Genomic DNA, 16,607 nt, shown 5'->3' with positions numbered 1-16,607 from the left:
GGCGCGGGGTTTCCTTGAAACCGCGCGCTGCCGCTCGATGCTGTCGCGGAGGAGGCGATGCGCGCGGCGCGCAGCTCACACCGCGGCTCGCGAGAACGCCGCCAGCGCCCGGGGCCGCTCGTCGGTCGCGGGGGCGATGGGCGCGAGCGGGACTCCATCCCGGTAGATCACCCCATGACCGAGCGCGGCCGGGATGCGCGGCCCCGGCGTGACGATGCCCACGAGGTTCAGCGGATCGCACGCGCTCAGCTGGACGATCTCGCCGGACGGGGGCGCTCGCCGGACGGCGCGGAGCGCGTCGAGCGCCTCGGGCAGCGCGAAGTGCTCGCCCACGAAGCCGGCGATGAGGTGGCCGCCGCGGAGCTCCCCCGCCATCTCGAGCCGCCGGTAGACCCGGAGCAGATCGCGCCACGCGGGCGGCCGCGGCTCGCGCGCGAGCAGCTCGCGGCAGACCACGCCGTAGCGGCGGAGGTACTGGTGCGCGAGCGCCTCCACCACGTCGGGGCCGTCGGTCCCGTCCCCGGCGGCGCCGGTGGCGGGCGCGGACGCCTCCGGGCGCGCCCGCAGGAGCGACCACCTGCCCGACGCGACAGGGCCCGCCCGGCGCGCCCCGCCCCGCAGCCGCCCGGCGCCCAGCGCGACGGACGCGGCGCCGCCGCCGAGCAGCGAGCGCAGCGCCGCGAAGCCGTCGCCGGTCACGAGCCCGGCGGCGACGAGCTCCCAGAGCACCTCCTCCACCTCGGACCGGGACCGGCCCGCGCCCGCGACGATGTCCTCGAAGAACGACGCGCCCGCGCGCGACAGGAACGACAGCACGCCCTGCGCCGCCTCCGAGAGCGACGCCGGCGGCGGCTCGCCGTCGGCCTCCCGCGGCGCGAGGAGCCACGGGAGATCGCGGCGCAGCGCCAGCGTGATCGGCGCCGCGCGCGTGGGCGCCGCCGCGTCGCGCGGGACCACGCGGCCCCAGGCCACCTCGCCGGACAGGCAGAGCGCGTCGAGCAGCCCCGCGTCGTAACCGGCCACGCGCGCGGGCAGCACCTCCCGCTCCCACGCCCCGGCGGCGAGCTCGAAGCCCTGCAGCTGCTCGATCACCCGCCCGAGGCCCCCCGGCCCGCGCGCCTGGGTGCCCGGCGCCACGCCCTGCCACGCAAGGAGGAACCGGAGGAGCTCCGCCGCGGTCGCCGGCTCGATCGCCTTGCGCAGGCCCGTGACGGTGCGGCGGTGGATGCGGGCGAGGAGGCGGCGGTCGCACCATTCGATCGACAGATCGCACAGATCGCGCCGATCGCCCGGCGCGCCCGGCGAGCCTGGCGCGCCCGGCGAGCCCGCGCCGGCCTGCGGCGCCCGCACCGGCGCGCTCGGCCGGAAGCGCCCGCGCAGCGCGCCGCCCGCGAGCTCGATCCGCGCGAGCGCGGACAGCGCCTCGTCCGCGGGCACGTCGAGCCGCCGGACGAGCTCCTCGGTCGAGACCGGCCCCGCGGCGCTCAGGAAGCCGCGCACGAGGGCCGTGATCGCGGCGCCGCGGTCTTCCGCCCCCGCGGCCGGCCGCAACGCGGGCGGCACGGCGACGTCGGGCGCGAACACGGCCTCCGGCCAGATCGCCTCGACCAGCGGCCGCCGCTCGGTCGCGACCCAGCGCGGCTCGCACGGCGAGCCCGAACCCGCGCCGGCAGAAGCGCGCACCTCCGCCGCCCGCCCCGCGGCGCAGAGCGCCTCGAAGAGCCGCGCGAAGCCGCTCCGGCCCCCTTCCTCGGCGGGGAGCGCGACCCGGTCGAGCAGGAGCTCGTGCAGCTCGTCCGCGTCGCGCGCGTCCGGCCGCGCCTCGGCGATCACCTCGGCGATGACCTCCGGATCGAGCCCGCCCAGCCGCTCGGCGACCTCCGCCGGGAGCCCGCGCCGCACCCGGACCGCGCGGGCGCGCCGCTCCTCCAGCGGGGCGTCGTCGAGGAACGCGTAGGGGTTCGCGTTCAGGATCTCGTGCGAGAAGACGCTCGGCTCCGGCGTGTCGAGCGCCACGACCCGGATCGCCCCGCTGCGCAGGCCGACGAGCAGCCCGCGCAGCCCCTCGACATCCATCAGCTCGGTCAGGCAGTCGCGCAGCGCCTCGCGCACGAGCGGGTGGTCCGGCGGCTCGACGTGCGCGAAGAGCCCGTGGTTGTCCTGGCACCCCTGCTGCTCGGGGAAGATCGAGAGCAGCAGGTCGTCGGCGCGCATGCGCTGGAGCGCCGGCGGCACCCGCCGGCCCCCCCGGAAGCGGAGCAGCGCCAGCGCGCGGGACGCGGCCCAGCGGAAGCGCGTGCGGAACATCGGGCCCTGGAGCGCCGCCTGGACGAGCACCTCCTCGAGGCCCTCGGGGCGGACGAGATCCAGCACCTCCTCGATCGGGATCCCGTGCTCCGCCGACAGCGAGAGCAGCACGCCGTCGTCGGTCGCCGCCGCCTGGAGCTCGAAGTCGAACGAGCGGCAGAAGCGCTTGCGGAGCGCGAGCCCGAGCGCGCGGTTCACGCGGCCGCCGAGCGGCGAGTGCACGACGATCTGCTGCCCCCCGGCCTCGTCGAAGAAGCGCTCGACCACGACGGTCGCGCCGCCCGGGACCGCGCCGAGCGCCGCGCGCCCCGCCTCGATGTAGTCGCGCACGAGCAGCGCCCCGCGCGCGTCGAGCGCGCACTCCTGCATGAGCCAGCGCGCCGCCCGCGATCGCGCCGCGCGCGCGTCCTCGCCGCCGCCCTCGCCGCGCGGAGCCCCGGGCCGCGCGCCCTCGGCCCGCTCCTCGTCGAGGCGCGCGGCGATCTCGGCGCGGAGCGCCGCGACCTCGGCCGAGAGCTCGGGCGTGCGCGCGGGCGCCTCCCCGAGCCAGAACGGCACCGTCGGCGCGGCGCCGTGGGCGTCCTCGACCCACATCTGCCCGCCCTCCAGCCGGAGCACGCGCCACGACGTGTTGCCCAGCAGGAACACGTCGCCGCCGGACGACTCGATCGCGAAGTCCTCGTCGAGCGTGCCGACCTTCGTGCCGTCGGGCTGGAGCACCACGTCCACGGCCGCGATGTCCGGGATCGCCCCGCCCGACGTGAGCGCCGCGAGCCGCGCGCCGCGCCGCCCGCGCAGCCGCCCCCCGATGGCGTCGCGGTAGACGAGCGCCCCGGCCCGCTGCCGCGCGCCCCGGGCGGCGGAGGCGCCCTCGTCGCCCGAGCCCGCGGCGCCGCCCGACACCATGGCCACGACCGCGTCGAAGTCGCGTCGCGACAGGCCTTCGTACGGCGCGGCCCGGCGGACGAGCGCGTAGAGCCCCTCCTCGTCCCGCTCCTCGCACGCGCACGCGGCGATGATCTGCTGCGCCAGCACGTCGAGCGGCCCCTCGCGCGACGCCATCCGGTCGAGCTCGCCGCGCCGCGCCGCGCGCACGATCGCCGCGCACTCGACGAGCTGGTCGCGCGTCAGCGGGAAGAGCCGCCCGCGCGGCGTCGCCGCGAGCGCGTGGCCCGAGCGGCCGATGCGCTGGAGGGCGACGTTGATCGACCGCGGCGAGCCCACGAGGCAGGCGAGGTCGACCGCGCCCACATCGATGCCGAGCTCGAGCGACGCGGTCGCGACCACGACGCGGAGCTCCCCCGCCTTGAGCCGCCGCTCCGCCGCGAGCCGCCGGGCCCGCGAGAGGCTGCCGTGGTGGGCCGCCACGACGTCCTCGCCGATCCGCTCGGCGAGCGCGTGCGCGACCCGCTCGACGAGGCGGCGCGTGTTGACGAAGACCAGGGTCGACCGCGCTCCCGCCGCGAGCGCCGCGATGCGGTCGTAGATCTCGGTCCACTGCTCGTTCGTGCAGACCGCGCCGAGCTCGTCGCGGGGCACCTCGACGGCGAGGTCGAGGTCTCGCCGCTGCCCGACGTCGACGATCCGGGGCAGCTCGCGCGCGCCGGCGACGAGCCGGGCGGCGACCTCGATCGGGCGCACCGTGGCGCTGAGGCCGACGCGCTGCGGCCGGGCGCCGCCGCGGCTGACCACGAGGTCCTCGAGCCGCTCGAGCGTGAGCGCGAGGTGGGCGCCGCGCTTGTCCCCGGCGATCGCGTGGACCTCGTCGAGGATCACGGTGCGCACCCCGGAGAGCGCGCGCCGCCCCGACTCGCTCGTCAGCAGGATGAACGCCGACTCCGGCGTGGTGACGAGCACGTGCGGCGGCCGGGCGGCCATGGCGCGCCGCTCCTGCGCGGGGCTGTCGCCGGTCCGCACGACGGCCCGGATGCCCGGCGCGGGCAGGCCCGCTTCCCGCATGGCCGCCGAGATCTCGGCGATCGGCTGCTCGAGGTTGCGGTGGACGTCGTGGGAGAGCGCCTTCAGCGGCGAGATATAGAGGACGTCGGTGCGGTCCTCGAGGGCGCCTCGCGTCGCGTCACGGACGAGCCGGTCGAGGCAGAAGAGGAAGGCCGCGAGCGTCTTGCCGGCGCCCGTCGGCGCGCTGATCAGCGTGTCGTGTCCGGCCGCGATGACCGGCCAGGCGCGCTCCTGCGCGGGGGCGGGGGCGCCGAAGCGACCGCGGAACCACCGGTCCACGACGGGGTGAAACATCCCGCCGAGGGTAGCCGGGGCGGCCGTGGGGCGGAAGCGGGAGGGCGGGAGGAAGGGCGGCAGGAAGGGTGGGAGGAGAAGAGAGCGCCGGGCGGCCGCTGGGCCGGGACGAGGTGCTCCCGGAGGCCGACGACGGCGTGCTACGCTGGACACCGTCGTGATGGTGCAGCGCGCAGTCGTGATCAGGCAGAGCGCGGACAGCGAGGCGCCGGCCAGGCCAAGGCTGACCCTCGCCGGCTGGACCTGTTTGCCGGAAGACGAGCCGGGCGAGCTCGTGGATGGCGTGCTTGCGGAGGAAGAGGTGCCGGACGCGGTTCACGAGGTCATCGTGACCTGGGTCATCGGGGTGCTCCGGAGCTGGCTTATCTCGCGGGGCGGGCTTGTGCTGGGCTCCGAGGCGAAGTTCGCCGTGACCTCCTCCTCCGGCCGGAAGCCCGACGCCTCCGCGTACCTGCCTGGGAGCCGCAAGCCGCCGCGCCGCGGCGTGATCCACGTCCCGCCCGACATCATGGTCGAGGTGCTCTCTCCCTCGCCGCGCGACGCGCGCCGGGACCGCGTGGAGAAGCTGCACGAATACGCGCTCTTCGGGGTGCGCTGGTACTGGCTCATCGACCCGCAGGCAGCGACGCTCGCGCTCCTCGAGCTCGGCCCGGACGGCCGCTACGTGCACGCGCTCGCCGCGGCGGACGGCGTGGTCTCCGGCGTGCCGGGGCTCGAGGGGCTCACGCTCGACCTCGACTCCCTCTGGAGCGAGGTCGAGCGGCTCGACCCTGAATCCGGCGAGGCGCCGCTCGGCGGGCAAGAGACCGAGTAGCGGCATCACCGCGCGGTCACTTGCTGGCCGCCGACACGCCGGGACCGACGGGTGGATACTTCTGGAGCTCGGGAGTGCGTTCAAGCCGCGTCGACAAGCCGACCAGGCCAGGGTGATGCGAAGCCGGAACGATCGACGCCAGCATGGACTGCGTGAACTGCCATGCCACGGCGGCCGAGATGGATGCCTGGCAGCGCAAAGCCGAAAACACCTCTGACCTGCGCTGGACCTCGCCCTCTAACCCTGAATACGCCGCCAGCAGCTGGCCCGTCACACGCTCCAACCACGGCTCGTACTGCGCCTCCCTGGGACGGAGATTCCGCTCATAGATCAGCTGCACGCTCTTCTCACAGGCCGCCAGCGCCAGACCTACAGCCCGGAACTCATGCTGCCTTACCATGGGATCTGCGGACCACAAGGACCTTCCTTGGGCCGCCGAGGCCTCGATGAACTGAAGAATCAAGGACGAGTCCATCAGGATCTCGCCATCGTCGCAGACGAGCGTCGGCGCCTTCACAACCGGGTTGATGCTCTGGAACTTCTCGAACGTAGCGAGCACCGAGACCGCCTCGTGCTCGAACGGGACGCGGAGACATTCCAGAGACACGGCAACCCTTCTGACATACGGCGAATCGAGCATTCCTATCAGTCGCATGAGTCTCTCCTTCGGCGGCTAACGGCCGGCCGGCCGCGCCGCGCTGTCAGCGCCGGCCGCGACCCTGCCGCGCCGCGCGATCCGCCTCGTCTTCCTCTTCCTCGCCGCGCGCCTCGGACTCGGCGCCGTCCTCGTCGAGCGGCGCGATCCGCTGCCGGCGCGCCGCGTCTTCCGCCGGCGGCGGCGGCGGAGCGCTGCCGCGGATCTCCTGCGCGATCCGCGAGAGCACCGTCGCGACGCCCTCCTCGACGGCGTGCCCGAGCTCCTCCGCGCTCCGCTCGAGGCGCTGCTTGCGCTCGAGGCGCTCGACCCTGCGCTGCTCCTTCAGCCGCCGCTCCTGCTCCCGCCGCGCCCGCGCGGCGCTGCGCTCGAGCTCCCGCCGGAGCCGCCGCGGGGACACGTCGCTGGAGAGCGCGGCGCGCGCATGGAAGGCGAGCCCCAGGCCCCATGCGAGCAGCGGCCAGAAGAACCACCACGGCCCGGGCGTGAGCGCGTTGACCGCGAAGAGGAACGCGTTCACGGCGACGAACGAGAACAGGTGCGAGCGGAAGCCCCTGCGCCGGCGCGCGACGATCTCCGCGCGCGCCTCCTCCTCCCCCCGGACATGCTCGACGTCGCGCGACGCGACCTCGATCGCGTCCCGCGAGATGCCGATCTCCTCGGCCGCCGCGACCAGCTCGTCATGGCTGACGTCACGCGCCTGCGCGTCCCGCAGCGCGCGCCCCAGGATGGCCCGCACCTCGGCCTCGGTGTACCGCCGCCCGCTCTGCCTGTCCGGTTTCGCCATCGCTCTATGACCTTCCCGCGCGCGCGGAGCATATCCTTGACCGCGTGCGGCCGCGCCGCTTCCATGGGCGCAAGGACCTCATGAGCAGCGACACGGCCCTACGACGCGTGGGGATCACCATCCGCAACAAGTGGACGCTGGAGCGGCTGCTCGGCGCCGGCGGCATGGCCGCGGTCTACGTCGGCGTCCACCGCATCGGGCGCCGCGACGCGCTCAAGATCCTGCACCCCCAGGCCGCGAAGTCGAAGGAGATCTGCGACCGGTTCGAGCGCGAGGCGCACGCCGCGAACCGCTTCCATCACCCGGGCGCCGTCGAGATCCGCGACATCGACGTCGCCGAGGACGGCGCGCCGTTCCTGGTGATGGAGCTGCTCGAGGGCGAGTCGCTCGCCGAGCGCGAGCGCCGCCTCGGCGGCATCCCGCTGGCCGAGGTGCTCCGCTTCACCGCGCAGGTGCTCGACACGCTCGGCGCGGCGCACGCGCAGGGGATCATCCACCGCGACATCAAGCCGCCCAACCTGTACGTCGTCCGCGACGACGCCGCGGCCACGCCCCTGCCCGGCGCCGGCGTGCGCATCAAGGTCCTCGATTTCGGGCTCGCGCGCATCCGGCAGGACTCCAGCCTCCAGGGGGAGCTCACGCGGATGGGCCTCGTGCTCGGCACGACGCCGTACATGCCGCCGGAGCAGGCCAAGGGCCGCGACATCGACACCCGCGCCGACCTGTTCGCGGTCGGCGCCACCATGTTCCGCCTGATCGCCGGCCGCTACGTGCACGAGGCGAGCACCGACTTCGACCTCCTGCTGAAGATGGGAAGGGAGCCGGCGCCGCCGCTCGCGCAGCGCGCGCCGCACGCGCCGCGCGACGTGTGCCTCGTCGTCGACCGCGCGCTCGCCTTCGACCGCGACCAGCGCTACCCCGACGCGCGCCGCATGCTCGAGGACGTGCTCGCCCTCCTGCGCGGCGAGCCGCCCCCGTACGCGTCGCGGTTCGCGCACGCGCTCGATCCCGACGCGATCACGCTGCACGGACAGCGATCACCGGCCGCCTCGGACGAGGACAACGGGCCCATCACGATCCCGACGAGCCCCGCGAGCCGCCCGACCGTCGCCGACGCCATCGCCGTCGACTGGAGCGAGGATCCGTCCATGAGCGGCAGCTCGGTCACCGTCGAGTGGGATGGCCCCGCGAGCGCGAGGGAGGACTCGATCGCGGTCGACTGGAGCGACGAGCCGCAGGACGCGGGCGCGCCCGCGTCGCACCGCGCCCGGCGCTGACGGCCCGGGGCCCCTCGGACCGCGGCCCCGCCAGACGCGCCCGTCAGCCGCGGCCCCCTCAGGCCGCGGCCTCAACCGATCCTGCCCCTCAGGCCGCCCTCCGGCGCCGCCGCAGCCCGAGCATCGCCATCGCCAGGAGCGTGCCCAGCGATCCCGCGGTCGTGGTCGCGCCGCCGCCCGCGACATCGCAGCCGCAGCCGTCGCCCTCGGCGACCACCCTGGGGCTGTCGGTCGGCGCGTCGGCCCCGCCGCTGCCGCCTGCTCCGCCCTCGCCGCTCGGGGCCCCTCCCGCACCGCCGGCGGCGCTCTCACCGCCGCCCTCGCCGCCGGCGCCGCCCTGGCCGACCGGCGGCTCGCCGCACCCGGGCGCGTCGGGCACGAGCGCGCCGAACGGCTTGTTCTCGATGCCGCGGACCTCGATGTCGTCGATCTCCCAGCCGAAATCGCCCGAATAGGCGTCGGTGCCGATGCGGAAGCGGACCTTCACCGTCTTCCCCGCGAACGCGGCGCCGAGATCCAGCGTGACCGGCTCCGGATCCGGCCAGGCCTCGTTCTCGCCGACGAAGCCCTGGCGGCCGGCGAGCGGGTTCACGGACGGCTCGTCGACCGTGTTGCCGATCGCGCCGCGGTACCCCGGGGCCGCATAGGCCGCGACGTCCTCCCACGTCGCGCCGTCGTCATCGCTGATCTCGATGAGCCCGCCGTCCCAGTAGACCGCCGCCTCGGCCTCCGTCTCCGGCGAAATCTCGAACGAGTACCGGTGGTTGAACGCGATCACGAGCGGCTCGCCCTCGCCGACCGAGAGCGGCGGTGAGACGAGCTGCGTGTCGGACAGGCTCGAGCTGTCGACGCCGCGCCACGCGTGGTTCGTCAGGTCCGTCTTCTCGCGCGACCAGATGGCGTCCGCCTCCTCGCCCTCCTTCGCCCAGACGGGCGCCTCGCTCTCGACCGAATCGACGGTCGACGCGCCCGGCACGTCGTCGACGTTGAGGCGCGCCCCGGCCACGCCGAGGACCGTCGCCTCGCACGCCCCGTCGGCCGCGACCTCCACGTGGAGCTCCAGCGTCTCGATCCCCTCGGCGGCCTCGTCCACGCTCAGCTCGACCTCGACGGTCCTGGCCCCGAACGGCGGCACCTCCGGCACCGCGAACGTGGTCCCACCCGGGAAAGACACGTGGCCGTTCGTCGAGGAGACGGTCGCCTCGGCCCCGACGAGTGGCACGGGGCCCGCGTTCCGCACCTCGAGGGCCACCCGGCCGCGCTCGCCCGCGTCGAGGAAGCCGTCCTCGTCGCACGCCTCCACGCCGTCGTCCGGCTGCCCCACCGACACCGCGCTCGACGGCTTCAGCTCGAACCCCTCGACGACGCCGGCGAAATCGTTCGAGTCACGCGGCGCGGACACCGCGCACGTCCCCGCCCCGCGCCGCGCGAAGCCGGCGGCGAGCGCGAGCATGTCGGCCTCGCTCCGCGCGTACGCGGCCGCGAGCAGCGCGTCCCGCTGCTCGGTGTAGGTCGCGTCGGCCGGCGCGAGCTTCATCCCCGCCACAACGATGTCCGACATGAGCCGCCGCGCCTCCTCGTACATGTAGACGCGGCTCCCGTCCTCCTCCCGCGTGAGCAGCCCCACGTAGGCCTCGAACAGCATGAGCGCCCAGACCTCGCCGGCGTTGTGGGCCTCGGAGTTCGGCAGCCCGAGGCCCTCGTACATCGGGTGCGCCGGGAGCTCGACGCCATCGGAGATGTGCCTGAACGTGAGCCCGTTCTTCGCGAAGTCGACCGTGTAGGGCGCCCGGCGGCCGCCGTAGTAGGCGCTGTCGCCGCTCTCCTCCGCCGCGTAGATCGCGGTCGCGAAGGTCCCGCCGAGGTCGTCGCCCTCGCGGAGCGCCATGTGCAGCGCGATGAAGTCGCCCCAGCCCTCGCTCTGCGCGTCGCACTGCGCGGAGCCGCACCGGGTCAGGCGCCGGTGGATGAAGTGCCCCCACTCGTGGGCGGTGACGGTGTTGTCGATCGTGCCGTCGCGCACGAGCCCGAGCACGCGCTCCATCGCGGCCGTGACCGGCCCTTCCAGGAGCGCGGCCTTGAGGCTTGTCCCCTCCTCGAAGGAGGTGGAGAGCACCGGGAGGGTCACCTCGACGTCGGGCGCGCCGTTGGACATGCCCGGCGCGGGGTCGCCGGGCGCGTTGTTGGCGAGGACGAGCGCGACCGCGCCGGCGGCCTCGGCGTTCACGGCCTTCTGCTTGAAGGTGCAGACGCCCCGATCAACGAGCAGGATCTTGCCCGCGACGTTGGAGAGCGGCGCCTCGCACCCGTCCCGGGTTCCATCCACCGTGTCGTCGGGGGTGTCGTCGACGCCGTCGTCGACAAGGACGATCTCGGCGGTGACGTTGAAGCTCGCGGCTCCGAACTCGGCCGTGTTGGTGCTCAGGCTGGCGCCGCCCGGATCGAGCGTCAGCGTGCGCCGGAGGTCCTGGCTATTCCACAGGTACATCTGCATCCGCGGCGAGGCGCCGTCGGACATCGCGGTCATGTTCGCGTTGTTGCGCTCGGCGCCCGGCATGCCGGCGCCGTCCTGCGCCTCGGCGTGCATCGGATCGCCGCCGAGGCCGCCGCGGCCCATGTTGTCCTGCTGGGCGTTGCCGGCGGCCTCGTCGAAGCCCGAGTCGTAGTACCAGTCGTGCAGCCAGTTGTTCACGTAGAACAGCTGGGTCACGGCGGCCATGATCTGCGTCTCGCTCGACACCGGATCGAGCAGGGGGTCGTAGACGTGGTCGAACGTCTTCGCTGCGGTGAGGGTCGCCCGGAGGTCGCCGTTCGAGTAGCCGTCGGGGTCCTTGTGGTCCGCGTAGGCGTCCACGTTGTTGCCGAGGCTCTCGACGGCACCCGGCGGCAGCCAGGGGTCGACGGCGCCGCCTGGGCCCTTGTTGAACCCCTCCATCGAGACGAGCGGCGCCGGGATGAACGCCGGCTGGGACCCGTCCGGCGTGCCGCTCGGGTGCGGCAGGAAGTCGGCCTGGGGCCCGTCGAGGGGCCGCCTGTCGCCCGTGGTCTCGGCCCAGACGCGGTAGGTGAACGCGTCGCTCTCGACCAGGTTGCGGCGGTAGAGGATGCGCCCGTCGTCGGCCGCGATCACGTAGTCGTAGGCGTCCGAGGAAACGGACTTCACCTCTCCCGAGATGAACTCGACGAAGTACGCCGGGACCAGCGTCTCCGGCATCGGGAAATAGACCTTCTTCACGCGGGCCGGCTCGACCAGGTGGAGGCTCGCGGCCCGGAGCGCGCTGCCCGGCGCGAGGTCGAAGGTCTGGTAGTCGCCTGCGGGGCGCTGAACGTCGACGAACTCGACGACGCCGCCCGGCCCCGGGTGGATCCCGTAGAGGTCCTCGAGCGCCCGCGCGAGCGCCTGCCCCGGCGAGAGATGGAACGCGCGGCGGCCCGAGCTCGCCTTCGCGGCCACGGCGGCCGGGTGCAGGTTGCCCGAGATGGCGACGAGCTCGAGGTTCTGCCGCATGAGCACCTTCACCTCGGTCTGGAAGAGGTCGACGCCGTCGACGCGCTGCCGCAGGACAACGATGACGGGCCCCTGGCCCTGGTCGTGGACGTGGACCCCCTGCGCCGTCCCCAGCGCGGCCCGGGTGAGGCCGTAGGCCGCGGCGAAGCGGCCGAGGTGGAGCCGGGCGGCCGCCTCCGGGGTGGCGCCTGCGACGACGGCCGCCGCGGCCCCGGCCGGCGCGGCCCCGGCCAGCGCGGCCCCGTTCGCGGCCCACAGGAAGGTCGGGGCGCCGCGCTGCTCGTCGATGGACGTGACGATCCCGCCCGCGCGCGCGGCGCGAGCGCCGGCCGAGGCGCGCGCGTCGGCCGGGGCGCTCGCCGCCTTCGGCGCGCGCAGGTAGGCGTTGAGGTCGGGCCGCTTGCCGGGGTGCGCGTGCGCGAGCGAGCCGGCGAAGAGGGCGAGCGAGAGCGTGAGACAGCGAATGGAACGCTTCATCCGATCTTCTCCGTGCGTGACTGGATAGCGGTCTTGCCGCCGGATCGCGTCGTTCCCCGGGGGAACCGGCCCAATGAATGAAGATCCCTTGATAAACGTTCCCGCCGCACGAGGGAAGCCGCTCTGCGGCTCCGGACGGGTCTTACCCCGGCTCCAGAGGCCACGACGGAGCGAGGCGGCAGCGGCAAGCGGGCTCTGCGCTACCGGGACGTAGCCCGGGCGAAACGAGGCCTGTGCCGCGCGCGGAGCGGCTTCCTTGGGGCCCCGGCGGTTTGTCTCCTTCTCGCCGGACCGCCCGCTCTAGGATGCGCCCGACATGCTCGGCGAAGCGAAGCGGATCTACCTGGCCACGCGGAAGAAGCACGATCAGCTCTTCAACACCTACGTCATGCGCCCGCTCGCCGGCGGCGTCGTCGCGCTGCTCGCGCCGACCTCGATCACGCCGAACCAGGTCACGCTGCTCAACCTCGCCGTGTTCGTTGTCGCGGCGGCGTTGCTCGTCGCGCTGCCCACGGCGGCGGGGGGCCTCATCGCCATCGGCGTGCTCGAGCTCAGCTACCTCCTCGACTGCGTCGACGGGATGCTCGCGCGCCACAAGAAGATCGCGTCGAAGGAGGGTCACCTCTTCGACTTCTTCACGGACGAGCTCAAGGCGGTGCTCCTCTCGGGCGCCCTCTCGGTGCGCTTCTTCCGCGGCGGCGGCCTCGGCCTCGACGGTGTCCTCTGGCCCGCGGGCGACCCGCGCTTCCTGCTCGCCGGGGTCGTCGGGGTCGCGGTGATCGCCTCGGCGATCTCGCTGACGAACTTCGTCCGCCGCCCGGAGATCAGCGGCAAGGAGACGTCGGTCTCGGCGTACTACGAGACCGCCTCCGAAGCGCGCCCCCGGTCGCCCGCCGCCCGGGCGGCGGCGCTCGTGACGACGTTCCTGCGCTTCTTGAACCACTACCCGAGCCACATCTGGGCGTTCGCGCTCGCGGACCGGCTCGACGTGTTCTTCTGGATCTATGTGCTGATCAACGGCCTCTACCTGGCGCGGGGCTGGCTCGGGCTGCTGCTCAGGTTCGGGCGGTCGTAGAACACCGATCACGTTGATCGAGCGAGAGATGAACCGCCAAGGCGCCAAGGTCATGTTCTTTTCTTGGCGTCCTTGGCGCCTTGGCGGTTCGAAATGCTGCTCTCTGTCTGGCGGTTTCAACCCGTTTGTCGCTCTGTAGCGGGGTGCGGGTTCAAGGTGAACGCGGTGGGCGCAGAACGCCTTGATTTTGGCTAGGTCGCGTCTTCCGTCGTACCCCTCTGACCTGCTCCCTGCTCCAGTACCGCGTCGCCCGACGAGAGGTCCCGGCTCCGGCTTGCCTTCGCCCCTCGCCCTCGGTAGCTTCGGCCGCGGGTAAAATTCTCGTGGCGGCCCCGATCGTCGTCGACATCGCGTCGGGCCCTGCCGTGCACGGCGAACTCCCGGCGCTCCTCATCGAGGCGTGCTCCGGCGCCGCCGGGGGCGGCGGGTGCGCGCTCGGCGACCCGAAGCGCACCGGGACCCCGATCCGGGCGCTCGCCGTGGTCTGGCTGGACGGGCCGGACCATCGCCGCTTGCGGGTCGACGTCGCCTCGCTCGGCGCCCCCGGAGGCACGCTGTCGTCGCGCGAGATCGAGTTCCGCGAGGAGGATCCCCTGCCCGACCGCTACCGCACCGCGGGGCTCCTCGTCGCGGCCCTGGCGGCGGAGCGCGCCGCCGCCCCGACGCCGCCCGACCCACCTCCCGCGCCGGAGGACGCCGAGCCGGCCGCGGGCGCGCCGCCGCCGCGCCCGCTGGGCTGGTTCGTCGGCGCCGGTGGGCTCGCCGGCAGCGGGCTCGACGGCGGCCCCGCCCGCGCCGGCGCCTGGGTCATGGCCACGGCGCTCGACCGGCGCTCGGGGTTCTTCGGGGTGCTGTCGGCGTCCTACGCCACGGCCCTGGGCGAGCCGGCGCCGGGGGTGTCCGTCCAGTGGCTCGCGCTCGGAGGCGGCGGCGGCATCGCCGCGCCGATCGCGCCGCTCGACGCGCTCGCGCGGGCGCGGATCGAGGGCACCGTCGACTGGGTGATGGCCTCCCCCCGCGACCCGAAGAAGCCGGAGGAGACCGGGCACGGGTGGGCCTTCGGGACCCGCACGGCGATCGATCTCGTGTGGCCCGCCGAGGGCAGCGTCGCTCTCCTCGGCAGCGCCGAGGCGTTCGTGCGGATCCATCAGACCGACCTCCACGTACACCCGAAGCCCAAAGCGACGCTGCCGAAGGGCGGCTTCACGGGGATGCTGGGGGTGCAGCTACGCCTCCGGTAGGCCGGCGGCGCGGCGGACATCCAGCAGGGCGGCGGCGCGGCGACATCGAGGAAGATCCGCGGCTCAGCCTGCTTTCGGACGGACCGGCTACTGCACGAGAATGGGAACCGTCGAGCCACGACCCGCAAGCCGCCGGCTCAGGCTGGTCTCCACCGGGGAAGCCGAGCCCCCCGTGCCCGCGCCCGCGCCCGCCAGCGACGAGGAAATCCTGCTCGCCTTCCAGCGAGGCGAGCGAGGGATCGGGCTGCGCCTCTATGAGCACCTGCTCCCGGTCGTCGACCGGACCCTGTACCGGATCCTGGGTTGCCGCGAGCAGGACCACGTCGACCTCGTGCAGGGCGCGTTCGAGCAGATCGTGAGCACGCTCACGAAACGCCGGTTTGCGGGGGAGTGCAGCCTGGCGGGCTGGGCGTCCGTCATCGCCTGCCATGTCGGGCTGAGCGCGCTGCGCGCCCGCCGGCGCGAGCGCAAGGTCATCGATCGCACGCCGGGGCCGCCGGAGATCGACGCCCGGGCCGAGCCGCCCGCGCGCAGCGCCGACCCCGAGCGGGAGGTGAGCGCGCAGCGCGATCTCGAGGCCCTGCGCCGGCACCTCGCGGCGATGGACGGCGACCGCGCGACCGCGCTGCTGCTCCACGCCATGGGCTATTCACTCAATGAAATCGCGGACTTGACCGGCGTCTCCGTGGCCGCAGCCCAGTCGCGGCTGTCGCGCGGGCGGCGGGAGCTCCAGGCGCGCTGTGAACCCGACGCGGCGGCGCAACGCGACCCCGCCCGATCCGAGGAGCCACGATGAAGCAGGACGACGTTGACGCCACCCCGGAGGATCGCGCCGCGGAGCCCGCCGTGGAGGCCTCGCTGCGGGCGCTGGTCGAGCAGCCGGTGCCCCCGCTGCCCAGGGCCCAGGCGAGGTACCTCCAGCAGCGGATCGCCGGCCGTATCGATCAGCTCGCAGCCGAGGCGGCGGAGCGGCGCGCCCGCGTCGCCCGGCGGAGGCGCTCGGTCCTCGCCGCGACCGCGCTGGCGGCCGCCCTCGCCGCGGCGGTCGCCGGCGTCTTGATCGGGGTCCGGGGGCGCGACGCCTCGCCCGCCGCGGCGCAGGTGACGGCGCTCGAGGGCTCGGTCGAGATCGCGGCCGGCGGCGCGACGCGCTCGCCGCCGTCGCTCGCCCTCGTGCCGCTCGCGAGCGACGAGGAGCTGCGGACCGGCGAGGGCGCGCGGGCGAAGGCGTCGCTCGCGACGGGCACGACCGTCGAGGTCGGGCCCTCGACCCGCGTGAGGTTCGCGCCGGCCGGGGACGGGCGCGCCCGATTCGGCGACATCGTCACCCTCGATCAGGGCCGGATCGCCGTCGAGGTGCCGCCGCTGCCGGCGGGCGTGAGCCTGTCGGTGCGGACCCTGGACGCCGTGGTCACGGTCCACGGGACGCGCTTCTCCGTCGAGCGGCGGCCCGGCGCGGCGGGAGAGCCCGCCGAGACGCGCGTGTCGGTCGAGGAAGGGCGGGTCGCCGTGCATCGCGGCGTGGTCGAGCGTTTCTTGAGCCCGGGCGAGACGTGGTCGTCCCGCGACGAGGAGCGCCGGCCGGATCGGCCCGCCGGGGGGCGGCCGGGCGACGCGCAGGCGCCGCCGCGCGAGGCCGAGCAGGACAGCGCCGCCCGCGAGGGCGGCGGGGGCAGCCGAGGCGGCGAGGGCGGCGGCGTCGAGGGGGAGCCGCGCGCGCCGCGCGACCCGCGCGAGGCCCCGGCGCGCACCTCGCTCACGGCCGAGAACGAGCTGCTCCAGAGCGCGATGGCGGCGCGGCGGCGGGGGCAGCCGAGGCGGGCGCTCGAGCGGCTCGACATCCTCCTCGGCCGCTACCCGGACTCGCCGCTCGCCGAGATCGCCCGCGTGGAGCGCCTGCGCGCGATCGAGATGCTCGGCGACAAGGACCGGACCGCCGCGGAGGCGCGCCGGTACCTCAGGGACTACCCGCAGGGCTTCGGGCGCGAGGAAGCCACGTCCGCCTCCCGCGCCGGCGGCGCTCGCCCGTGAGCGCCCGCGCGTGACAGCCGCCTCTTCGATGTCTCGCGACAGCCGCTCTTCGATTTCTGACGAACCCTGCCTGCTCTCGGCGCCTCCGGCGACTTCCACTTCATCGAGGAGATCATCGCGCCGGCGATCGGGTTCGCCGGCCGCGCTCCAGGTCGTGCTTGCTTTCGAGCAGGAGGATGCCG

At 74.6% G+C, this 16,607-nt stretch carries 10 protein-coding genes; 6 read left to right on the top strand and 4 right to left on the bottom strand.

What is annotated here, in order from left to right:
• Nucleotides 1-75: 75 nt before the first annotated feature.
• Nucleotides 76-4,560 (bottom strand): DEAD/DEAH box helicase, encoded by a 4,485-nt coding sequence (locus WMF36_RS14730; RefSeq protein ID WP_437580236.1) that lies wholly within the window; start codon nucleotides 4,558-4,560, stop codon nucleotides 76-78.
• A gap of 160 nt (nucleotides 4,561-4,720) precedes the next feature.
• On the opposite strand from WMF36_RS14730, the gene WMF36_RS14725 reads away from it, so the two are divergent.
• Nucleotides 4,721-5,374 carry a Uma2 family endonuclease gene (locus tag WMF36_RS14725; RefSeq protein WP_437580235.1) on the top strand — a complete coding sequence of 218 codons (654 nt, stop codon included), beginning with the start codon at nucleotides 4,721-4,723 and terminating at the stop codon, nucleotides 5,372-5,374.
• Nucleotides 5,375-5,390: 16 nt separating this feature from the next.
• Here the strand turns inward: WMF36_RS14725 and WMF36_RS14720 are convergent, their stop codons facing one another.
• Together WMF36_RS14720 and WMF36_RS14715 are read right to left on the bottom strand one after the other, a co-directional pair.
• The gene (locus WMF36_RS14720) at nucleotides 5,391-6,029 is read right to left on the bottom strand and encodes a glutathione S-transferase (RefSeq protein WP_437580234.1); all 639 of its coding nucleotides are present in this window, start codon (nucleotides 6,027-6,029) and stop codon (nucleotides 5,391-5,393) included.
• Between the two features lie 46 nt (nucleotides 6,030-6,075).
• Nucleotides 6,076-6,816, bottom strand: coding sequence for a 2TM domain-containing protein (locus WMF36_RS14715; RefSeq protein WP_437580233.1), 741 nt, complete (start codon nucleotides 6,814-6,816; stop codon nucleotides 6,076-6,078).
• 80 nt (nucleotides 6,817-6,896) lie between these two features.
• Between WMF36_RS14715 and WMF36_RS14710 the strand changes: the two genes are divergently transcribed.
• On the top strand, nucleotides 6,897-8,093 hold the full coding sequence (locus tag WMF36_RS14710) for a serine/threonine-protein kinase (RefSeq protein ID WP_437580232.1): 1,197 nt from the start codon (nucleotides 6,897-6,899) through the stop codon (nucleotides 8,091-8,093).
• Between the two features lie 88 nt (nucleotides 8,094-8,181).
• Here the strand turns inward: WMF36_RS14710 and WMF36_RS14705 are convergent, their stop codons facing one another.
• Nucleotides 8,182-12,078 (bottom strand): M36 family metallopeptidase, encoded by a 3,897-nt coding sequence (locus WMF36_RS14705; RefSeq protein ID WP_437580231.1) that lies wholly within the window; start codon nucleotides 12,076-12,078, stop codon nucleotides 8,182-8,184.
• 316 nt (nucleotides 12,079-12,394) lie between these two features.
• On the opposite strand from WMF36_RS14705, the gene WMF36_RS14700 reads away from it, so the two are divergent.
• From WMF36_RS14700 to WMF36_RS14685, 4 genes are all read left to right on the top strand, one after another.
• Nucleotides 12,395-13,153 carry a CDP-alcohol phosphatidyltransferase family protein gene (locus tag WMF36_RS14700; RefSeq protein WP_437580230.1) on the top strand — a complete coding sequence of 253 codons (759 nt, stop codon included), beginning with the start codon at nucleotides 12,395-12,397 and terminating at the stop codon, nucleotides 13,151-13,153.
• Nucleotides 13,154-13,476: 323 nt separating this feature from the next.
• On the top strand, nucleotides 13,477-14,394 hold the full coding sequence (locus WMF36_RS14695) for a hypothetical protein (protein WP_437580229.1): 918 nt from the start codon (nucleotides 13,477-13,479) through the stop codon (nucleotides 14,392-14,394).
• A 172-nt stretch (nucleotides 14,395-14,566) separates the two neighbouring features.
• Nucleotides 14,567-15,190, top strand: coding sequence for an RNA polymerase sigma factor (locus WMF36_RS14690; RefSeq protein ID WP_437580228.1), 624 nt, complete (start codon nucleotides 14,567-14,569; stop codon nucleotides 15,188-15,190).
• Nucleotides 15,187-16,425 carry a FecR domain-containing protein gene (locus tag WMF36_RS14685; protein WP_437580227.1) on the top strand — a complete coding sequence of 413 codons (1,239 nt, stop codon included), beginning with the start codon at nucleotides 15,187-15,189 and terminating at the stop codon, nucleotides 16,423-16,425. The genes WMF36_RS14690 and WMF36_RS14685 overlap by 4 nt, the downstream gene beginning before the upstream one ends.
• Nucleotides 16,426-16,607 lie beyond the last annotated feature (182 nt).

Source organism: Sorangium sp. So ce887 (assembly GCF_051521455.1).
In the GTDB taxonomy this organism is placed as follows: Bacteria; Myxococcota_A; Polyangia; order Polyangiales; family Polyangiaceae; genus Sorangium.
The sequence above is the reverse complement of the archived record's forward strand: the minus strand, read 5'-3'. Positions and strand labels throughout refer to the sequence as shown.